Raw genomic sequence first — 18,241 nt, forward strand, 5'->3', positions numbered from 1 at the left:
GTCCCCGGGGTGGGAGATCGGGAAGCTCAGCGGCTGCGGGCCGCCCTGCGGAACTGCCGGCGGCGGCGGGCGGTGGCGGCCAGCGGGACGGCGATCGCCGCCTGAATCAGCCACAGCGTGAAGAGGAAGCCCCAGTCCGGGTCCGCCGTTTGCGACGAGGCGAACTCGTCGGCCGTACCCGTCAGCGTGACCAGCCCCCACAGCACCGACAGCACGCCGAACAGCCACAGCTTGGACGTCGAGCCCCGCTCACCGGCGGAGGCCGGTTCCGTGCGGCGGGGCTGGGGCTGCGGGATGCGGTCGGGGGAGCGCGCCGGCATCGGGACGACCACGTGCTGCGGGACCGCCGCGTCGATCGGGGCGAGCGCGTCGGGCGTCAGCTCGTACAGCGTCGGCTCGACGGCGACGCTCATGCCGTCGAAGCCGATGAGGCTCCGGCCACCGTCGGCGTGGACGAGCATGGCCGCGCACTGGTCGTAACGCACGCTGGCCCGGTTTCCGGGCGAGACCAGGCTGACGCCCTCGGCGCCCACGATCAGCGCCGCGCGGGAGTCGGTGCGGTAGGCGTGGCGGCGGCCCGGGAGCACCTCGGCCGACTGCGACGGCGCCTCGTGGAACCCGGCCCAGTCGGCGCCCCGGTCGCCGGGCACCTTCAGCAGGGCGTTCGCCCACACCTCCTGGGCGACGGCGTGCAGGTCGGCGGGGGTGAGGGCGTCCAGCTCGGCGAGGTACGCGTCGTCGCCGGGCAGCGGGTGGCCGGTCAGCAGCCCGAGGGCGTACGCGGGCAGCTGGGCGGCGGCGAGGTCGGGGACCTCGTACATCTTGCGGCGGGCGGCGCGTGCGGAGGCGAAGTCGGTCTCGTCGACGCGCCCGGCGCGCAGGGCGGCGAGGACGTCGATGAAGCCGCCGATGACCGCGTCCTGCTTCTGCGGGAGCGCGTCCGCGAGCGCCGTGATCGTCGCGAAGTCGGCGTCCCGGGGCGTGTAGTCGCTGTCGGCGGTGTACGACAGGCCGCCCTTCTGGCGCAGCTCGCGGAAGAGCGCCTTGCCGAGCACGTCCGAGAAGACGGCGGCGGCGGTCGAGCGGCGGACCACGGCGTCGAGGACGACGGCACCGTCGTCGCCGTGGAAGTAGGCGGGGGTGTGGGGGAGGGCGGACGTCACGGCCGGCATGGGGTGGCGGGGGCCGGACGGCAGGCGCAGGTCCAGCTCCGCGTCCAGGCCCTCGGGCAGGTCCCCGGACGGGCTGTCGCACGCGATCCAGAGGACGGCGTTCTCGCGGGTGAAGCGGGTGGCCGCCCAGTGGCGTATCGCGGAGGCGTCGAGCCGGGGCAGGCCCAGTTCCCGGTACGAGGTGAGGCCGTGGCCCTGGGCGCCGTAACGCCACAGGGGGAGGTCGGAGTGCGGGCCGGTGCCGCGCCCGGCGGCCTCGGTGCGGAGGATCTCCTTCTCCGTCTCCAGCCGCTCCACGGGCAGGTCGCGCAGGGCCGCGCAGACGTCATTGAGGTACGCGACGATCTCGGAGCGGTCGCCGGTGACGTGGAAGTGGGTGTGGGTGGCGTCGGTGGTGCCGTTGTAGTGGTGCGGGCCGGCGCCGTCGATGCCGTGGCGGTGCAGGGCCAGGTGCTCGACGAGGTGCGTGATGCCGCGCGTGGCGAGCGTCTCGTCGGCGCTGCCGACGCGGAAGAGCAGACCGGCGGAGGCCGGGCCGGGGCGGTGCGCGAAGACCGTGCGTACGCCGTCGATCACGGTCTCGCGTATGCCGGCGACGGGGCTGCCGGTGCCCTGGCCGCCCTGGCTCGTCGGACCCATCGGGCTCATCGGATTCATCGGATCAGCCCTTTGCCAGTGCGTGCTTGCGGTGCCGGAGGAACGCGGCCGCCGGGTCGTCGTCGAGGTAGTCCCACGGGTGCCGGGTCGCGGCGTCGCCGAGGGCGCGGAAGTGCGGGGCGGCCTCCGCGTAGTGGCCGCCCAGGGAGAGGGCGGCGGCGAAGAAGCCGTGGGCGGAGATCCAGTGGAAGCCCGGGCGGTAGTGCGGGTGCAGTACGGAGTGGGCGGCCGCGGCCGTCAGCTCGTCGCGGACCGCGGGCTGGGCCATCCAGCGCCCGCCCTCGCGGGGCGAGAGGTCGAGCCACTTCTCCAGGTGCGCCTCGGCGACCAGGGTGGCGCTGTGCCCGCCGGGCGGGGCGGCGGCCGCGCACTCCTTGGCGAAGCCGAAGGCGGCCTCCCAGGAGCCGCCCCACTTCGGGCACAGCAGCTGGAGCAGCTGCGTCTGCGCCGGGTAGTGGTGGGGGTGGTGCTCGGCGAGCCGGTCGTAGCGGCGGCGGGTCTCGCTGGGGCCGAGCTCCAGGCCGCGGGCGGTGATCAGGCGCAGGTACCAGCCGAGGGCGTAGTCGGGGTACTCGGCGCAGACCTCGATGAGCAGCCCCTCGGCGCGGCGCAGCCAGGCGTGGAACTGGTCGAACTGCTCGGGCGTGACGTGCTGGGCGCGGGCGCTGGAGCGGATGCCCCAGCCGATGCGGATGCGGCGGTCGGCGAGGAGGCAGCGGGCGAGCGGGTCGCCGGGGTGGTCGGCGACGGCCTGCTCCAGGAACGCCTCGCAGCCGTCGAGGCCGCCGACGTACGAGCAGGCGTAGGCGCGCTCGTCCTCGTGGGTGAGGCCGGCGAAGAAGCGGGCGACGGCCGGCCAGTCGCGCTCCACCACGGCGGTGCGGAGGGTGACGAGGACGGGCATGGTGACGTGCGCGTCGAAGCATGGGCGCGCCGAGAAGACCGATGACGCGGAGTTGAGCACGGAGATCTGTTCCCCCCAAGGAACGCGCACGCGGGGTGGTGCGCACAGTGGTCCCGGAGGGTAGCAGTCCGCTTCTGCGGTGGCTCTACCCGGTGCTGCCGCTACCTGCCCTTGGACGCGTACGGGCCGCCGATGTCCCACGCCTGGTGCATCGCCGCCGCGAAGGCCGCCGCCAGCTTGTGTTCGCCGGAGGGGCCGGGGTGGGTGCCGTCGTACGTGTCGTAGTGGAGGTCGTACGCCTCCGGGGGCGACGCCAGGAGCAGCGGCGAGCCCGGCTGGTCGAGGTCGGCGACCGTCTTCGCGAGCAGCTCGTTGAAGCGGGCGCACTCGGCGGCGAAGTCGGGTTCGTCGCGGGCGCGGACGTTCGGGATGACGGGGAGGAGCACGGCGCGGACGCGGGGGTTCGCGGCGCGGGCCTCCTGGAGGAAGGCGCGGGTGTTCTCGGCGGTCTGGTCGCTGTTCGTGTAGAAGCCGAGGTCGATCAGGCCGAGGGCGACGAGCAGGACGTCCGCCTTCGTGGAGGCGACGGCCTGGCGGATGAGGGGCGCCATGTGGAGCCAGCCCTCGCCCCAGCCGGCCAGGTGCCGCCGGGCCCGGGCGGGGAAGTCGGGGTCGGCGTACGCGTGCGAGACGGGCGCGTCGGCGGAGGTGTCGTACAGCTCGGTGCGCGGGCCGACGATGGCGTACGGGCCGCCGAAGGTGGCGTTGAGGTGCTGCCACATGCGGTAGCGCCAGGTGTAGTCGCCGGCGCGTCCGATGGTTTGGCTGTCGCCGACGAACATGAAACGCATACGGCCATCATCCCCGACCGGGCCCCCGGTCGGGGAGCGCCGGGGCGATGTGACCATGGACACTGGGGCGTATGGCTGCGATGGCTTTGTTGCGTACTGCTCGGGGGGCCTCGGCCCTGCTGGCGGCGGGTGTCCTGGTGGCGGGTGCCCTGGGGGCCGCCGCCGGTCCGGCGGTGGCGGACGACGGCGGGTTCACCATCGAGGACCCGCGGATCACCGAGTCCAGCGGGCTCGCGGCCAGCCGCGCCCACCCGGGCGTCTACTGGACGCACAACGACCAGGACGGGCCGCGCGTCTTCGCCGTCGACGGGCGCACCGGCCGGACGGTCGCCACGGTCACCCTGCGCGGGATCGGCACCCCGCGCGACATGGAGGCCGTCTCGGTCGGCCCGGACGGAGCCGTGTACGTCGGGGACATCGGGGACAACCTCAACGGCACCTGGGACCACGTCTGGATCTACCGCTTCCCCGAGCCGAAGGAGCTCGGCGACCGGACGGTCGACGCCACGCAGTACACCGTCCGGTACGCCGACGGGCCGCGCGACGCCGAGGCGCTGATGGTGCACCCGAAGACGGGCCGCGTGTACATCGCGTCGAAGAACGAGGACGGCGGCGGCCTGTACGAAGGGCCCGCGCGGCTCTCCGCGGCCGGCGCCAACGTCTTCCGGCGCGTCGGCGAGGTGCCGTGGGTGACGGACGGCGCCTTCTCGCCGGACGGGACGGAGCTGGTGCTGCGGAGCTACTTCAGCGCGCGGGCGTACGCGTGGGAGGGCAGGGGCCGGCTGGGGGAGGAGAAGCGGGTGTCCGCGCCGTTGCAGCGGCAGTCGGAGTCGGTGACGTACACGCTGGACGGGAAGGCTCTGATGATCGGGTCGGAGGGGGTGGGGAGCGAGGTCGTCCGGGTGCCGGTGGAACGGGATCCTGGGCCCGGCCAGACGCGGACGCCGGCTCCCGGCTCCCCTTCGGACGGCGGGGGCTCGGCGGACGGCGGCTCGGGCGGCGGCGCGTCCGGAGACGGCGGGAACGCCACGCTGGGCGCGCTCGTGCTGGGCGCGATCGCGGTGGGTGCCTTCTGGCTGCGGCGCGGGCGAGGGCGGCGTCCGCGCGGGTAGGGTTGCCCGCCCGCCGGGCCCGCTAGGGCCGCCCGTCCGCCGGGGCCGGTCAGGACACGAGAGGCTGCTCCTCCAGCTCGGTCAGCTTCACGGTGCACAGGCCGCCGCGCTCGGTCTTCACGTCGGTGACCTTGAGCTGGGTGCCGGGCGCGAGGATGTACTCCTCCTCCCCGGTGAAGGCCGAGAAGCTGCGGATGCCCACGGCCCGGACGGGCCGCACCTCGAAGAGCGTCCGCTTGCCGCGGCTGCCGAGGAACGACCGGGCCACGCCCAGCTCGGACGTGCACGAGGACACGCCCCACCAGGTCACGGTCCGCCCGAGCGGGTACTGCGCCCGCAGGTCCAGGGCCACGCCGCGCCACAGCGGCTCGGTGCGGGTCGGGAGCCCCGACACCGCCGAGAACAGCAGGCGCAGGTAGGGGAGGTACGGGACGAGCTTGGACCGGTCGGGGGTGCGCAGGATGGCGTTGATCTCGCGGTAGAACGCCGACTCGCAGGTGTAGAGGTAGAGGGCGGCGATGGCGTCGGCGGAGAGGCCGCCGTCCGCTTCGTCCGCCCGCCGCTTGCCGAATTCGTGGGACAGCCGGACGTGCCGGTCCAGGCCGGACAGCAGCCGGGCGACCGGGGCGACGGCGTCGCGGAAGTCCATGAGCGGGGTGTCGAACACGCCGGTGATGGCGGGGAGGACGAGACCCTCGTCCTTCACGCTGGTGAGGCGGTCCAGATAGAGCTGGTGCAGCTCCATGGTGGAGGCGATGAACGCGCCCATGCGCGCGGAGACGTCGTCGGTGGCGTCGCCGTTGTCGCCGCTGTCCCCGTCGGCCGTCCCGCCGGCCTCCCCCGCCGCGGGCTTGTTCCAGCCCGTGCTCGGCAGCCAGTCGATCGGGTCGGCGCCGAGTGAGGCCAGGGCGTCATTCACGGTCGCGAAGTGGTCGCCTTCGCAGAAGAGGTCGCCCTGCGCCGCCGGGTTGGCGTGGTCGATGTGGCGGACGTCGACGTCGGGGTACTTCTCCTGGAGGCGGAGGACGATCTTCTTCAGGTTGCGGGCGTGAGCGCCCCACCAGGCGAAGACGACACCGCGGTCCTCCTCGGCGGCGTCCTGCTTGGCCTTGAGGATCTCCTCGACGATCCGCTCGGCGACCGGCCGCCAGAAGGCCGTGTGCCGGTCGGGCCCCGTCGACCGGTCGCCGCTGGCGGTGAGCGCGGCGTTCAGCAGCAGGACGCCCTGCGTGAGCATGGCCTGGAACCACTCCGGCGGCTGGACGGTGTCCTGCTTCTTCAGCAGCGCGCGGATGTCGGCGATCGGCGTCTTCTTGGGGATGCCGTACTTCCACATCGCGGCCGCCTTGATGATGCAGCGGATGCTGACGACCCTGCCGAACTGGCTGTCCGCCCAGTCGTGGAAGGTGTTGTCGAACATGGCGATGCCGGTCGCGCTCTCCGGCCGCGGGTACGGGTTCTGGCCGAAGACGACCACCTTCCACTTGTGCGGCGGGTGGGGCTTGAGCGCCTGGAAGGTCAGTTCGCGTACGGGAACGACTTCGGGGCTGCGGCCGGGGCCGATGAAGCCGGCCGCGTCGGGCTGTGCCTCGATGACGGGCTTCAGCAGCGGGAGCCACGGCTCACCGCCGCCCTGGAACAGCTCGGCGAGGGCGAGCGGGTCGTTCGGGTCGGGGGTGGAGGGGGTGGCCGGGGTGTGGGCGTCGCTCATGGTGAAGGGCTCCGAATCGTCGGGTCGCGAAACTGGAGCGGGACGCTAACACCGGGCAGTGACAGCGGGACGTTGGTGATGAACCGTCACGCACCCGTGCACAAGGGCCGGTTGTCAGTGGCGGCCACTAGCGTCGTGGGCAGTGGAAGTTCCGTCGCTCGATGGGGGAGTGGAAGATGACCGTGAACCGAGTGCAGGCGCCGCTCAGGGTCGTGCTGACCGACGTCAACGCGGCTGTGGTGGAGGCGTGGCGGGCGGCGTTCGCCGACACGCCCGAGGTCGAGATCCGCAAGGGCTCGATCCTCGACGAGCAGGTCGACGCGTGGGTGAGCCCGACCAACTCCCGGGGCCTGATGGACGGCGGGGTCGACGCCGTCGTCAAGCGGCACCTGGGAGCGGGCATCCAGCTGCGCGTGCAGCGGGCGATCCGCGACCGGTTCGCGGGGAGGATGCCGGTGGGCAGCGCGGTGTGTGTTCCGTCCGGGGCGGTGAACCCCAGGTTCCTGATCTCGACGCCGACGATGGAGAAGTCCGCGCAGAACGTGAGCGAGACCCTGAACGTGGCGCTCGCGTGCGCCGCCGCGTTCCAGGCGGTCCACCGGCAGAACGCGCAGGCGCCGGGCAGCATCGGGTCCGTGGCACTGGTCGGCATGGGCGCCCGGACCGGCAAGGTGCCGGCGCGGGTGTGCGCCAACCTGATGTGGACGGGCTACACGCTCTTCCACGACTACCGGTTCGAGGACGACGACGACCTGCGTGCCACGATCACCGCGCAGCTCGACGACATAGAGAAGGCGCCCGTCGAGAAGCGGGTGCGCATCGCGCCGCCCCAGCGCTCGGCGTCCCGCCGCTGACCGCCAGTCTCCGTCCTCAGTGGGTCGTGTCCAGCCGGGGCTTCCGCTTCACGTCGGTCAGCTTCACGTCCTCCGTCTCGGGGGCGCCGAACGTCTCCACGATCACTCCGCTGCCGGTGCCGGTGACCTCCAGGGCTTCGTGGCCGCCCATGAAGCGCAGGTCGACCCGCACCCGGGGAGCGCCCCCGTGGTCCGGCATGCGGTGCACCCGCGAGGCGGGGTAGTCGAGGGCGATCAGCTTCGTGCGCATCGCGTCGTAGTCGGTCGTCCTCGTGTTGAACGCCTTGCCGACGCGGTCCGCGTGCTGGTCGGCGAAGCACTGCTCGACCTCGGTCAGGGGCACCTCGACCGGCGCGGGCTTGCGGGCACCGGGGGCGGGGCTCGGCGGCTCGGGGGCGTCGGAGGGAAGGGGAACGGGGACGTCCTCGGCGTCGCCCGGTACGGGCGGGGGCGTCTCGCCCGGCCCGTGGATCCGGGTGGGCTCCTCCTCCAGCACCAGCCCGTCGGGCACGGGCACGTCGCCACCGCCCTTGTCACCGGGGGCGTCCGGCGAGCAGGCCTGGAGGGTCTGGCCCACCAAGTCGATGAACCGCATCTCCGGATCTCTGTGGCCGGACAAGTCACTTGGGGAGGTGCTCGGCACGGCGCGCGCCGAGGCTGCGCCGCCTGCGGGGGCTGCCGGGCCGGTGGCGGCCTTCTGGGTGCCGCAAGCGGACAGGACGAGGCAGCCCAGCGCGGCCACCAGCACGGACTTCGGGAGGGATATCGATCGCATGCAGGCATCATGGGGATGCCGGTCGTCTCAGGGCATGAGTACGCGTACTCACCCGCTGCTGAGCCTCAACTGCCGTGCCCCGTAACGGCGGTGGCCGCGTCGTCCGGCGGCGCGCCCTGCCGACTGGTGCGCGCGGCCACCAGGGCCTCGAAGCCCGCCAGCAGGGCGCGCAGGCCGAAGCCGAAGTGGTCGACGTCGTGCGCGAAGGTGCCCTCCGAGAGGGCGGCGATCAGGGGGTAGTCCCCGCTCTCCATGGCGCGGACCAGGAAGGGGCCCTGGCGCGTCCAGAACTCCTCGTCGCTGACGCCGGTCTCCTTGGCGGCCTCCACCGCGTGTGCCTCCATGCGCGCGATACCGGCGGCGAAGCTCTGGACGGTGATGATCACCGAGAGGGTCTCGGGGTCGCTCAGCCCCATGCCCTTCAGGCCGCGCAGGGCCCGTTCGAACCCCCGCAGGGCGCTCGGGCCGAGGACCGTACGCGCCTGGTTGACCTTCAGCAGCCACGGGTGGCGGCGGTAGAGGTCGATCTGCTCCCGGGCCAGGAACTCCACGGCGGCGCGCCAGTCGGCGGGCGGCGGAGCGGGGGAGTCGAGGGCGTCGCCCAGGACGTGGTCGAGCATCAGGTCGAGCAGCTCCGCCTTGCCGGGGACGTACCGGTACAGCGACATCGTGCCGGCGCCGAGCTCCGTGGACAGGCGGCGCATCGAGACGGCGTCGAGTCCCTCCGCGTCGGCGACCTCGACCGCGGCGGTGACGATCCGGTCGAGGGTCAGGCCCCGCTTCGGCCCCCGCGCGCCCCGCACGGGCGGCTCGCCGGTGCCCCAGAGCAGCTCCAGGCTGCGGGTGATGTCGCCGCTGCCGGTCGTCGCCGTGGCCGCGCCGGTGCTCTTCTCGCTGCTCATGGGGCCAGCGTAATTGCCCTCGGTGTCCCGCTCGGGCGTCCCGCTTTTCTCGGTGCGACAAAACTGGGTACGGTGTACGCTCCGTTGGGTACGGTGTACTCAGTTTCGCGGCGGGGAGGGTGTCATGGACGACTGGGCGGTACGGGCCGAGGGCCTGGAGAAGCGGTACGGGGAGAAGAGGGCACTGGACGGCTTCGACCTCGCCGTCCGCCCCGGCACCGTGCACGGCCTCCTCGGGCCGAACGGCGCGGGCAAGACCACGGCGGTACGGGTGCTGGCCACGCTGCGCCGCTTCGACGGCGGGCGCGCCGAGGTCGCCGGGGTCGACGTGGGCCGCGACCCCCGGCGCGTACGGAGCCTGATCGGGCTCACCGGCCAGTACGCCGCCGTGGACGAGGTCCTCACGGGACGGCAGAACCTCGAGATGTTCGGGCGGCTGTTCCACCTGGGCGGGCGGCGGGCCCGGCAGCGCGCCGCGGAGCTGCTGGAGCGGTTCGGCCTGACCGAGGCCGCCGACAAGGGCGTCGAGGGCTACAGCGGCGGCATGCGCAGGCGCCTGGACCTGGCGGCCTCGATGATCCTGGCGCCGCGCGTGCTGTTCCTGGACGAGCCGACGACCGGGCTCGACCCGCGCGGGCGCGGCGAGGTGTGGGAGGCGGTACGCGACCTGGTCGCGGGCGGTACGACCGTCCTGCTGACCACGCAGTACCTGGAGGAGGCCGACAAGCTCGCCTCGCGGATCACCGTCATCGACCGCGGCCGCGCCATCGCTGACGACACCCCCGAGGCGCTCAAGCGCCAGGTCGGCGGCGACCGCATCGAGGTGGTGGCCGTGGACGCGGCCGACCTCCCGCGGGTCGCCAAGACGGTCGCCCGGGTGTGCGCGGGCGAGCCCCGCGTCGACGACCTGGAGCGGCGCGTCCACGCGCCCGTCGCCGACGGGGTCGCGGCGCTCACCGAGGTGGCGAGGGCGCTGCAGGACGAGGCGGTCGCGGTCGAGGACATCGGGCTGCGCAGGCCGAGTCTGGACGACGTGTTCCTGCGCCTGACCGGAGAGGTGGTCTCCGCATGAGCGCCGACGTGAGCACCGGCACGAGCAGCGCGCTGGAACCGATCGCCGGGCGCGGGCGTGCCTTCTGGGCGGTCGCCGACTGCTGGAACGTCGTACGCCGCCAGCTGACCCACTATCAGCGCAAACCCGTCTACATCGCCTGGCAGCTCGGCTTCCCGATCCTGTCCGTCCTGCTCTACGGATACGTCTTCGGCGGCGCGATGAAGCCGCCGGGCGGCGGCGGGGCCGCGGACTACCGGGACTTCCTGATGCCGGGCATGTTCGTGATGACGATGGCCTTCGGCTTCATCAACACCGCGACGGCCGTGGTCACCGACGCCAACAAGGGCGTCATCGACCGGTTCCGCTCCATGCCCATGGCCCCGTCGGCGGTGGTCACCGGGCGCGGCGTGACCGATCTGATCGTGGCGTGCGCCGAGTTGGCCATCCTGGCGACGACGGCGTTCGCGATGGGGTGGCGCTCGGACGGCGGGATCCTCGGGACGGTGGCCGGCTTCGGGCTGCTGCTGCTCCTGCGCTACTGCCTGACCTGGGTCGGCATCTGGCTCGGGCTGCTGGTGCCCAACCCGGAGGCGGCCGGCGGGCTGTTCGCGGTGGCGTTCCCGCTCACCATGATCTCCAGCGTGTTCGTCCAGCCCGGGACCATGCCCGACTGGCTGGGCACGCTCGCCGCCTGGAACCCGCTCTCCTCGACGGCGGCGGCCACGCGGGAGCTGTTCGGCAACCCGGTAGGCGGCGACGGGAGCTGGATCCAGGAGAACGCGACGCTCATGGCGGTGGTGTGGCCGCTGGTGATCACGGCGGTCTTCCTGCCGCTGGCGGTACGGCGGTTCCAGAACCTGAGCCGCTGACGGGGAAGGGGCGGGCCCGCGGAGGGGACGCGGGCCCGCCCGGCCTGGGGCGGTCTACCTCGGGCGGCCTACCTGGGGCACTGCTTCCAGGCCAGGTGGTAGACCGTCTTGATGTCGCCGTCCGTCGAGTCCATGGCGATGAAGCTGTTGGTCTTCGTCGGGTCCGAGGTGCCCGCGCTCACCCGCAGCTCGGTGTTGATGTTGAAGTTCCGCTTCTCGCCGCAGGGCGCCCACACCAGCTGCGCCCAGTCGGTGGTGTCGGTCGCCTGCCAGTTGTCGGCGTACGGGCCCTTGTACGGGTGGGACCTGGCCACGGTGCTGGGTGAGCCCTGGAAGTAGTACGACGCCTTCTGGACCGCCGAGGCGCCCGCCGCGAGGCTGGCGTAGCCGCGGTAGTCGGCGCTGGCGACGGCGTAGGTGAAGCCCTGCGGGACGTGGACGACCAGGTTGAGCTGACAGTTCTTGCGGAAGTCGGTCGGCTCGGCGCCCACGCCCACCTGGGCGAGGTAGTCGCTGTACGTGACGGTGAAGGCGGTGTTGTCGGGGGCGACGGCGACGGCTGCGGTGCCCAGCGGGCAGCCGGAGCCGTTGACGGTCGCGATCTCGATCACGATCTTGTCGGGCGGGGCGACGATGGCCCGCGTCGTGGCGGCGGAGGCGCCGGGGGAGAGGGTTATGGAGGCCACTAAGGCCGCGGCCGCGCCGCCGACGGCGGTCGCGCGTGCTGCTCTGGACATGGTTCTCCGATCGGTTGCCTTCGGTCGAAGTGGGGGGTCCAACCGTGGATGGGTGTGCGCATGCCAATCCGCGCGTTACGGATGGTAGGGATGGGCTCCCGGGGCCGATAGAGCGGTTATCGGCCGCACGCGAAGGGCCCGGCGCGTTCCCGCGCCGGGCCCTTCTTACGTACGCAGTTACGTACGGAGTTGCGTACGGAACGTCTCGGTCAGAGCTTCTCGATGACGTAGTCGACGCACTTCGTCAGCGCCTCGACGTCCGACGGCTCGACGGCCGGGAACATCGCGATGCGCAGCTGGTTGCGCCCCAGCTTCCGGTACGGCTCGGTGTCGACGATGCCGTTGGCGCGCAGCACCTTGGCGACCGCCGCGGCGTCGACCTCGTCGGAGAAGTCGATGGTGCCGATGACCTGCGAGCGCTTCGCCGGGTCGGAGACGAACGGAGCCGCGTACTTGGACTCCTCCGCCCAGCCGTAGAGCGCGCGGGCGGAGGCGGCGGTGCGGCCCGTCGACCACTCCAGGCCGCCCTGGCCGTTGATCCACTTCAGCTGCTCGTTCAGCAGGAAGAGGGTGGCGAGGGCGGGGGTGTTGTACGTCTGGTTCTTCAGCGAGTTGTCGATCGCCGTCGGCAGCGAGAAGAACTCCGGCACGTGCCGGCCCGACGCGTGCACCCGCTGCGCGCGCTCCAGCGCGGCCGGGGAGAACACGCCGATCCACAGGCCGCCGTCGGAGGCGAAGGACTTCTGCGGCGCGAAGTAGTAGACGTCCGACTCGGTGATGTCGACCGGCAGGCCGCCCGCGCCGGAGGTCGCGTCGACGAGGACCAGCGCGCCCTCGTCGGCGCCCTCGACCCGCTTGATCGGGGCGGCGACACCGGTGGAGGTCTCGTTGTGCGTGAACGCGTACACGTCGACGCCCGCCTCGGCCCGCGGCTCGGGGTGCGTGCCCGGGTCGGAGGAGATCACGGTCGGCTCCTCCAGCCACGGCGCCAGCTTGGCCGCCTTCGCGAACTTGGAGGAGAACTCGCCGAAGGAGAGGTGCTGCGACTTCGACTCGATGAGCCCGTGGGTCGCGATGTCCCAGAAGGCGGTGGAGCCGCCGTTGCCCAGGATCACCTCGTAACCGTCGGGCAGCGAGAAGAGGGCGCGTACGCCCTCGCGGACCTCGCCGACCAGGTTCTTGACCGGGGCCTGGCGGTGCGACGTACCGAGGAGGGACGTGCCGGTGGCGGCCAGGGCGTCCAGCGCCTCCGTACGCACCTTGGAGGGGCCCGCGCCGAAACGGCCGTCGGCGGGCTTGATGTCGGTGGGAATCTGGATCTCAGCCACGGCCGGAGCCTAGCCGCTGACGGACACGGCGGAACGCCGTGTCCGTCGGATGAGACACGAAAATGAGACGCCCGGACGGCGCCTGGACGGCTTCTGGACGGGAGGCGGGTGCCTCAGGCGAGCCGCACCGGCAGCTCGAAGAGATCGTTCTGCGTGAGCACCGGCTTGTTGCGCAGGTCGGACGCCGGCACGGCGAGCGTCAGCCCCGGGAAGCGCGCGTACAGCGCGGGCAGCGCCACTCCCGCCTCCAGCCGCGACAGGGCGGCACCGGGGCACACGTGCGGGCCGTGCCCGAAGGAGATGTGCCGGATGGGGGAGCGGGTGATGTCGAAGACGCCCGCCGTGGGGCCGTGCTGCTTCTCGTCGCGGCCGATGGCCCCGTACGACACGATCAGCGCCTCACCGGCGGGCAGGGTCCGCACGTCGGCCCCCGTGCCGACCTCGACGTCCTCCGTGGCGAACCGGATCAGGACGTGCGAGGTGGGGGTGGAGAAGCGCAGGGTCTCCTCGATGACGGCGTCCCAGCCGACCTGACCAGAACGGACGAGTTCGAGCTGCTCCGGGTGGGTGGAGAGGTTCACCACGGCGTTGACGATGAGCGAGATCGTCGTCTCGTGGCCGGCCGCCACCATCAGCTGGAGCGTGGAGACGATCTCCTCGTCGGTGAGGTGGTCGCCGTCCTCGGAGGCGGCGATCAGCGCGCTCGTGAGGTCGTCGCCCGGCTCGGCGCGGCGCGCGGCCACCACCTTCGCCATCATCCCGGCCAGCTCGCCGAGGGTCGCCACGACCTCCTCCGGCGGCGTCTGCGTCGAGAAGAACTTCTCGAAGAGGACCTTCAGCCGCGGATGGTCCGCCGGGTCGATGCCCATCAGGTCGCTGATGACGTACATGGGCAGCGGGTACGCGAACGCCGCCTTGAGGTCCACCGTCCCGCCCGGCTTCCCGTGGGCCGCGAGCTCGTCCAGCAGGCCGTTCGTCAGCTCGGTGATGCGCTCCCGCATCCGCTCCACGCGGCGCGGGGTGAGCGCCTGCGCGACCAGGGCGCGCAGCCGCCGGTGGTCCTCGCCGTCGACGGTGAGCATCGAGCGGCCGGGGTTGGCGAGGCCGATCAGCGGCCAGTCCGGCGGTATCTCGCCGCGCTGCCAGGCGCCCCAGACGTTGATGTCCTTGACGAGCCGCTTGTCGGTGAGGAGCTCGCGCGCCTCCGCGTGGTGCGTGACCGCCCACACGGGCACGCCGCCCGGCAGGACGACCCGGGCCAGCGGACCGGCGGCGCGCAGCAGGGCGCTCTCGCCGTCGAGGTCGGTGACGAAGGGGTCCAAGTGCAGGGGTTCAGCAGTCACGGAGTGCCTCCGAGAGCGGGGGTCGGGGTGAAGGTCACGGGCAGCTCGGTCAGGCCGCGCAGCCACGGCGAGGGCCGGCGGGTGAGCGACTCGGCCGGTACGGCGAGGTCGAGGTCGGGCAGCCGGTCCAGCAGCACCTCGATCGCGGTACGGGCGATGACCTCGGCGATCTCCTGCGCCGGGAAGGGGCAGCGGTGCTCGCCGTGCCCGAAGGAGAAGTGCGCGCCGTTGCCGCCGGTGAGGGCGGAGTTGTCGATGTGCACCTGCGGGTCGGCGTTCGCGGCGGCCAGGCCCAGCAGGACCAGGTCGCCGGCCTTGACGGACCGGCCGCCCAGGCGGGTGTCGCGGGAGGCCCAGCGGCCGGCCACGTTCTGGGTGGGGGTGTCGGCCCACAGCACCTCGTTCATGGCCTCGGCGACGCTGTGCCGGCCGCCGGAGAGGGAGGCCGCGAACCGGTCGTCGGTCAGCATCAGGCGCAGCGAGTTGCCGATCCAGTCGGCGGTCGGCTGGTGCCCGGCCGCCATCATCACCATCAGGTCCTGGGCGATCTCCTCGGCCGTGAAGCCGGACGGGTCGGCCAGCATGCGCGACGCCACGTCGTCGCCGGGTTGCGCCCGCTTGGCGGCGAGCAGCGCGGACATCGCCTCGGCCAGGTGCCGCTGGCCCGCCAGGGCCCGCTCGCGGCCGTCGATCATGTCGTTGAGGGCGGTGACGAGCCCGGGGCCCTGGTCGTCGGGCACGCCGTAGATCTTCACCAGGACGCGTACGGGCAGGAGCATGGCGTACCGGCCGATGATGTCGGTCTCGCCCGTGCCGCAGAACGCGTCGATGAGGCCGTCCGCGTACTCCTCGGCGTACCGGCGCAGGGTGAAGGGGTCGACGGACTCCAGCGCGTGGCCGACCATCGCGGCGCGCTGCCGGTGGCGTTCGCCGACGGTGTAGAGGATGGACGGCTGGTTCCGGCCGATCATGGGCAGCAGGGGCCAGTCGGCGGGGACGCGGTCCCACTGGTTCCACAGTGCCGAGTCGCGGCTGAAGAGGACGGGGTCACCGGTGACGCGGTGCAGCTCGCGGTAGTCGAGCACCAGCCAGGCCGGGATGTCGCCGTCGAGGAGGACGGGGGCGACGGAGCCGTGGTCGCGGCGCAGCTCGCGGTAGAGGCGGGCGGGGTCGGTCTGGAAGCGGGGCCCGGAGAGCGGGACGGGCGCGGGAGCGGGAGCGGTGGTCATCTGCGTTCCAGGTGGAGGGTGCGGAGGTGCTCGACGAGGTTGATCAGGACGTACTTGCTGGAGGAGCGGTCGCGCGCGTCACACTCCACCAGCGGTACGTGGTCGGCGAGATCGAGCGCCTCGCGGATCTGCGCCTCGGTGTGGACCGGGCCGCCGAAGTCGTTGCAGGCGACGATGAACGGCGTGCCGTGGTGCTCCAGGCGGTCGATCGCGTACCAGGAGTCGGCGAGGCGGCGGGTGTCGACCAGGACGACGGCGCCGAGGGTGCCGGAGAAGAGCCGGTCCCACAGGAACCAGAAGCGCTCCTGGCCGGGGGCGCCGAAGAGGTACAGGACGTTGTGGGCGTCGAGCGTGATGCGGCCGAAGTCGAACGCCACGGTCGTGGACCGCTTGGCGCCGACGGCGGAGACGTCGTCGACGGGCTCGCCCGCGCGGGTCATCGTCTCCTCGGTGTCGAGGGGCCGGATCTCGCTGACGGAGCGGACGAGGGTGGTCTTGCCGACACCGATACCGCCGACGATGACGATCTTCAGGCCGTTGTCGGCGGTGTCGCGCAAGGGCGCCCGTTGCGAGGCGTCAGAGGAAGCGTCAGAGGTTGCGGAGTCCAACGAGCACCTGCTCCAGGATGTCGGGGTCGGGGAGGGCGTACGCGGACGAGGACGCCGCCGCCGAGGTGCGCGGGTGGCGGGCGCTGATCCGTCCCGTACCGAGCAGGTCGGCGAGCAGGATGCGGACGATGCTCACCGGCAGGGCGAGTTCGGCGGCGACCTCGACGACCGCCGTGGGGCGGCGGCACATGCGCAGGATGGCGGCGTGCTCGGACTGCATGCCGGGCACCGGCTCGGACTCGGCGACCACGAGGGTCACCAGGTCGAACGGCGAGTCCGGCCCGGAGCGGGCGCGGCCGCCGGTGAGGGTGTACAGCCGGTCCGGCGACTCGTCCCTGTGGCTGCCCGGACTCACGGGGTGCGGGGCTCGGCGCGCAGGTGCTCGCCGAGCTGCTCGACCAGCTCGCTCATGGCGTGCCCGACCAAGCCGACGTCGGCGTCCTCGGCGGCGACCACGGCGAGGTGCGCGCCCTCGCCCGCCTCGACGATCAGCAGGACGCCGCCGTAGAACTCCGCCATCGCGGACCGTACGCCGCCGCTCCCGTCGCCGAACTCGACGGACGCGCCGTGCGACAGGGACTGGATGCCGGCCGCGATGGCGGCCAGGTGGTCGGCCTGGTCGACGGAGAGCTCGGGGGTACGGCACAGCTTGAGGCCGTCGCGGGACAGGACGAGGGCGTGGCGGGCTCCGGGTGTGCGCTCGAGGAGGCCCTCCAGCAGCCAGTTGAGCTTCTCGTCGGTCGTGGCAGTGGTCATTCGGGGGTGCCTTCCGTGGTGGTGCGTACCGCTTGGCGGAAGCTGTGGAAGCGGGTGGCGGCGGCCGCGTCGGCCGGGCGGGGGGCGGCGGGTTCCGTGGCCGCCGGGGCCGCCTTGGCCGGCGGGGCGGCGGACCGTGCGGCGGCGAGGGTACGGCCGCGGCGGCGCTTGGGCAGGCCGCTCTCGCCGAGCTCGGGGGCGGCGGGCTCGGTCCCGGTCCGCGCGGTCTGCGCTGTCTGCGCGTTCTGCGCGGTGTTGCGGGGCGCCGGGTCCTGGACGCGTACGTGCGTGATCAGCTCCTGCGGAACCGTCACCACCACGCCGGTGCCGCCGCGCGCGGAGGGCCGGAAGGAGACGGTCAGGCCGTGCTTGCGGGCGAGCCGGCCGACGACGGCGAGGCCGAGCCGCGTCCCGGACAGGCCGCTCAGGTCGGTGTGGTCCGTGCTGACGGCGTGCTCGGCGCGGCGCAGTTGCACCTCGCTCATCACCAGGCCGCTGTCCTCGACGGAGACGACGAGACCGGTCGGGACCTCCTCGACGTACACGTGTACTTCGGCGGTGGGTGGCGAGAAGGTGACGGCGTTGTCGAGGAGTTCGGCGAGGGCGTGCATGACGCCCTCGGCGGCGTGGCCGGCGATCGCCGCGTTCGTGGTGGAGTGGAGCCGTACGCGCTGGTAGCCGCCGATCCGGCCCATGGCGCCGCGCAGGATGGACTCCATGACGATCGGCTTCGCCCAGCGGCGGCCCGAGCGGGCGCCGGTGAGGACGGCCAGGGAGTCGGCGAGGCGTCCGGCCTGCGCGGTGCGGTGGTCGAGGTGGAGCAGGTCGGCGAGGACGTCCTCGTCGGTGTGCCGGTGCTCCATCTCGCGCAGGTCGGCGAGCATGCTCGTGGCGAGGGCCTGCATGCGCCCGGCGGCGTTGGCGCAGGCGGCCACGGCGGCGGCCCGGTTCCGCTCACTGCGCCGGGCCTCCTCGCAGGCGCGGTCTGCTTCTGCGCGGGCGGCCTCCGCCTCGGCACGTGCGCGGTCGGCTTCCTCCCGCGCCCGGTCCGCATCCTCCCGGGCGCGGTCCACGGCTCCGCGGGCGCGGTCGGCCTCGGCGGCGAGCGCCGTGTTGTCCGTACGCGGCCGGCGCCTGGCGCCGAGGGTGTACGCGGCCGTCGCCAGCACGGCGGCCGCGGCCGGGCCCCACACCAGCGGAGCCCGTACCGGGCGGAGGAGGGAAAGGCGCACGTCGTCAGTCCTCGGGGCGGGGGCGGGGCGGGGTCCGGGGTGCCGCGGAGCGGCAAATTCCTGGTCACTATAGGAGAGTTGACGATCAGTTGGGAAAGGTCCGTTGAGGATTTCTTTCATCGCCCATGCGCTTCGTGATCGCGGGCC

At 72.9% G+C, this 18,241-nt stretch carries 18 protein-coding genes; 4 read left to right on the top strand and 14 right to left on the bottom strand.

Going from position 1 to position 18,241, the window contains the following annotated elements:
- Window positions 1-26: 26 nt before the first annotated feature.
- From ACIRNI_RS07365 to ACIRNI_RS07375, 3 genes are all read right to left on the bottom strand, one after another.
- The gene (locus tag ACIRNI_RS07365) at window positions 27-1,820 is read right to left on the bottom strand and encodes a M16 family metallopeptidase (RefSeq protein ID WP_403549146.1); all 1,794 of its coding nucleotides are present in this window, start codon (window positions 1,818-1,820) and stop codon (window positions 27-29) included.
- 13 nt (window positions 1,821-1,833) lie between these two features.
- Complete coding sequence (locus ACIRNI_RS07370; protein ID WP_403549148.1) at window positions 1,834-2,793, bottom strand: hypothetical protein; 960 nt, start codon at window positions 2,791-2,793, stop codon at window positions 1,834-1,836.
- A 101-nt stretch (window positions 2,794-2,894) separates the two neighbouring features.
- Window positions 2,895-3,584, bottom strand: coding sequence for a GDSL-type esterase/lipase family protein (locus tag ACIRNI_RS07375; RefSeq protein WP_403549149.1), 690 nt, complete (start codon window positions 3,582-3,584; stop codon window positions 2,895-2,897).
- Between the two features lie 80 nt (window positions 3,585-3,664).
- Here ACIRNI_RS07375 and ACIRNI_RS07380 point away from each other — a divergent pair, with 80 nt between their 5' ends.
- Window positions 3,665-4,696 (top strand): WD40 repeat domain-containing protein, encoded by a 1,032-nt coding sequence (locus ACIRNI_RS07380; protein WP_403549867.1) that lies wholly within the window; start codon window positions 3,665-3,667, stop codon window positions 4,694-4,696.
- Between the two features lie 49 nt (window positions 4,697-4,745).
- Here ACIRNI_RS07380 and ACIRNI_RS07385 read toward each other — a convergent pair whose 3' ends face one another.
- Window positions 4,746-6,407: an ADP-ribosyltransferase domain-containing protein gene (locus tag ACIRNI_RS07385; RefSeq protein WP_403549151.1), complete on the bottom strand. Its 1,662-nt coding sequence runs from the start codon at window positions 6,405-6,407 to the stop codon at window positions 4,746-4,748.
- Window positions 6,408-6,583: 176 nt separating this feature from the next.
- Between ACIRNI_RS07385 and ACIRNI_RS07390 the strand changes: the two genes are divergently transcribed.
- Entirely contained in the window at window positions 6,584-7,261 is a 678-nt protein-coding gene (locus tag ACIRNI_RS07390) for a macro domain-containing protein (protein WP_403549153.1), read from the top strand.
- 16 nt (window positions 7,262-7,277) lie between these two features.
- Here ACIRNI_RS07390 and ACIRNI_RS07395 read toward each other — a convergent pair whose 3' ends face one another.
- A complete protein-coding gene (locus ACIRNI_RS07395) occupies window positions 7,278-8,036 on the bottom strand; it encodes an SPOR domain-containing protein (protein ID WP_403549155.1) in 759 nt (252 codons plus the stop codon).
- A 65-nt stretch (window positions 8,037-8,101) separates the two neighbouring features.
- Complete coding sequence (locus ACIRNI_RS07400) at window positions 8,102-8,938, bottom strand: TetR/AcrR family transcriptional regulator (protein WP_403549157.1); 837 nt, start codon at window positions 8,936-8,938, stop codon at window positions 8,102-8,104.
- Window positions 8,939-9,062: 124 nt separating this feature from the next.
- Here ACIRNI_RS07400 and ACIRNI_RS07405 point away from each other — a divergent pair, with 124 nt between their 5' ends.
- The gene (locus ACIRNI_RS07405; RefSeq protein WP_403549159.1) at window positions 9,063-10,010 is read left to right on the top strand and encodes an ATP-binding cassette domain-containing protein; all 948 of its coding nucleotides are present in this window, start codon (window positions 9,063-9,065) and stop codon (window positions 10,008-10,010) included.
- Window positions 10,007-10,861 carry an ABC transporter permease gene (locus ACIRNI_RS07410; protein WP_403549161.1) on the top strand — a complete coding sequence of 285 codons (855 nt, stop codon included), beginning with the start codon at window positions 10,007-10,009 and terminating at the stop codon, window positions 10,859-10,861. Before ACIRNI_RS07405 ends, ACIRNI_RS07410 begins: the two co-directional genes overlap by 4 nt.
- A 68-nt stretch (window positions 10,862-10,929) precedes the next feature.
- Here ACIRNI_RS07410 and ACIRNI_RS07415 read toward each other — a convergent pair whose 3' ends face one another.
- The 8 genes from ACIRNI_RS07415 to ACIRNI_RS07450 form a co-directional block, all read right to left on the bottom strand.
- Window positions 10,930-11,598 carry a DUF4360 domain-containing protein gene (locus ACIRNI_RS07415; RefSeq protein ID WP_403549162.1) on the bottom strand — a complete coding sequence of 223 codons (669 nt, stop codon included), beginning with the start codon at window positions 11,596-11,598 and terminating at the stop codon, window positions 10,930-10,932.
- A gap of 209 nt (window positions 11,599-11,807) precedes the next feature.
- The gene (serC, locus tag ACIRNI_RS07420) at window positions 11,808-12,926 is read right to left on the bottom strand and encodes a phosphoserine transaminase (protein WP_403549163.1); all 1,119 of its coding nucleotides are present in this window, start codon (window positions 12,924-12,926) and stop codon (window positions 11,808-11,810) included.
- Window positions 12,927-13,039: 113 nt separating this feature from the next.
- Entirely contained in the window at window positions 13,040-14,269 is a 1,230-nt protein-coding gene (locus ACIRNI_RS07425; protein ID WP_403549165.1) for a cytochrome P450, read from the bottom strand.
- The gene (locus tag ACIRNI_RS07430; RefSeq protein ID WP_403549167.1) at window positions 14,266-15,498 is read right to left on the bottom strand and encodes a cytochrome P450; all 1,233 of its coding nucleotides are present in this window, start codon (window positions 15,496-15,498) and stop codon (window positions 14,266-14,268) included. The genes ACIRNI_RS07425 and ACIRNI_RS07430 overlap by 4 nt, the downstream gene beginning before the upstream one ends.
- Window positions 15,495-16,106, bottom strand: a complete 612-nt coding sequence (locus tag ACIRNI_RS07435; protein ID WP_355355413.1) for an ATP/GTP-binding protein — start codon at window positions 16,104-16,106, stop codon at window positions 15,495-15,497. Before ACIRNI_RS07435 ends, ACIRNI_RS07430 begins: the two co-directional genes overlap by 4 nt.
- Window positions 16,087-16,461 (bottom strand): DUF742 domain-containing protein, encoded by a 375-nt coding sequence (locus tag ACIRNI_RS07440; RefSeq protein ID WP_403549169.1) that lies wholly within the window; start codon window positions 16,459-16,461, stop codon window positions 16,087-16,089. Before ACIRNI_RS07440 ends, ACIRNI_RS07435 begins: the two co-directional genes overlap by 20 nt.
- Entirely contained in the window at window positions 16,458-16,862 is a 405-nt protein-coding gene (locus ACIRNI_RS07445) for a roadblock/LC7 domain-containing protein (protein WP_403549170.1), read from the bottom strand. The genes ACIRNI_RS07440 and ACIRNI_RS07445 overlap by 4 nt, the downstream gene beginning before the upstream one ends.
- On the bottom strand, window positions 16,859-18,094 hold the full coding sequence (locus ACIRNI_RS07450) for an ATP-binding protein (RefSeq protein WP_403549172.1): 1,236 nt from the start codon (window positions 18,092-18,094) through the stop codon (window positions 16,859-16,861). The genes ACIRNI_RS07445 and ACIRNI_RS07450 overlap by 4 nt, the downstream gene beginning before the upstream one ends.
- Between the last annotated feature and the right edge of the window lie 147 nt (window positions 18,095-18,241).

The sequence above is a fragment of the Streptomyces sp. NPDC093546 genome (assembly GCF_044765045.1).
GTDB lineage: Bacteria > Actinomycetota > Actinomycetes > Streptomycetales > Streptomycetaceae > Streptomyces.

Excerpts from the sequence above, each read along its gene's own strand:
- ACIRNI_RS07365 (WP_403549146.1), bottom strand. The coding sequence starts at position 1,820 with ATGAGCCCGATGGGTCCGACGAGCCAGGGCGGCCAGGGCACCGGCAGC.
- ACIRNI_RS07375 (WP_403549149.1), bottom strand. The coding sequence starts at position 3,584 with ATGCGTTTCATGTTCGTCGGCGACAGCCAAACCATCGGACGCGCCGGC.
- ACIRNI_RS07380 (WP_403549867.1), top strand. The coding sequence starts at position 3,665 with ATGGCTTTGTTGCGTACTGCTCGGGGGGCCTCGGCCCTGCTGGCGGCG.
- ACIRNI_RS07385 (WP_403549151.1), bottom strand. The coding sequence starts at position 6,407 with ATGAGCGACGCCCACACCCCGGCCACCCCCTCCACCCCCGACCCGAAC.
- ACIRNI_RS07390 (WP_403549153.1), top strand. The coding sequence starts at position 6,584 with ATGACCGTGAACCGAGTGCAGGCGCCGCTCAGGGTCGTGCTGACCGAC.
- ACIRNI_RS07395 (WP_403549155.1), bottom strand. The coding sequence starts at position 8,036 with ATGCGATCGATATCCCTCCCGAAGTCCGTGCTGGTGGCCGCGCTGGGC.
- ACIRNI_RS07400 (WP_403549157.1), bottom strand. The coding sequence starts at position 8,938 with ATGAGCAGCGAGAAGAGCACCGGCGCGGCCACGGCGACGACCGGCAGC.
- ACIRNI_RS07405 (WP_403549159.1), top strand. The coding sequence starts at position 9,063 with ATGGACGACTGGGCGGTACGGGCCGAGGGCCTGGAGAAGCGGTACGGG.
- ACIRNI_RS07410 (WP_403549161.1), top strand. The coding sequence starts at position 10,007 with ATGAGCGCCGACGTGAGCACCGGCACGAGCAGCGCGCTGGAACCGATC.
- ACIRNI_RS07415 (WP_403549162.1), bottom strand. The coding sequence starts at position 11,598 with ATGTCCAGAGCAGCACGCGCGACCGCCGTCGGCGGCGCGGCCGCGGCC.
- ACIRNI_RS07430 (WP_403549167.1), bottom strand. The coding sequence starts at position 15,498 with ATGACCACCGCTCCCGCTCCCGCGCCCGTCCCGCTCTCCGGGCCCCGC.
- ACIRNI_RS07445 (WP_403549170.1), bottom strand. The coding sequence starts at position 16,862 with ATGACCACTGCCACGACCGACGAGAAGCTCAACTGGCTGCTGGAGGGC.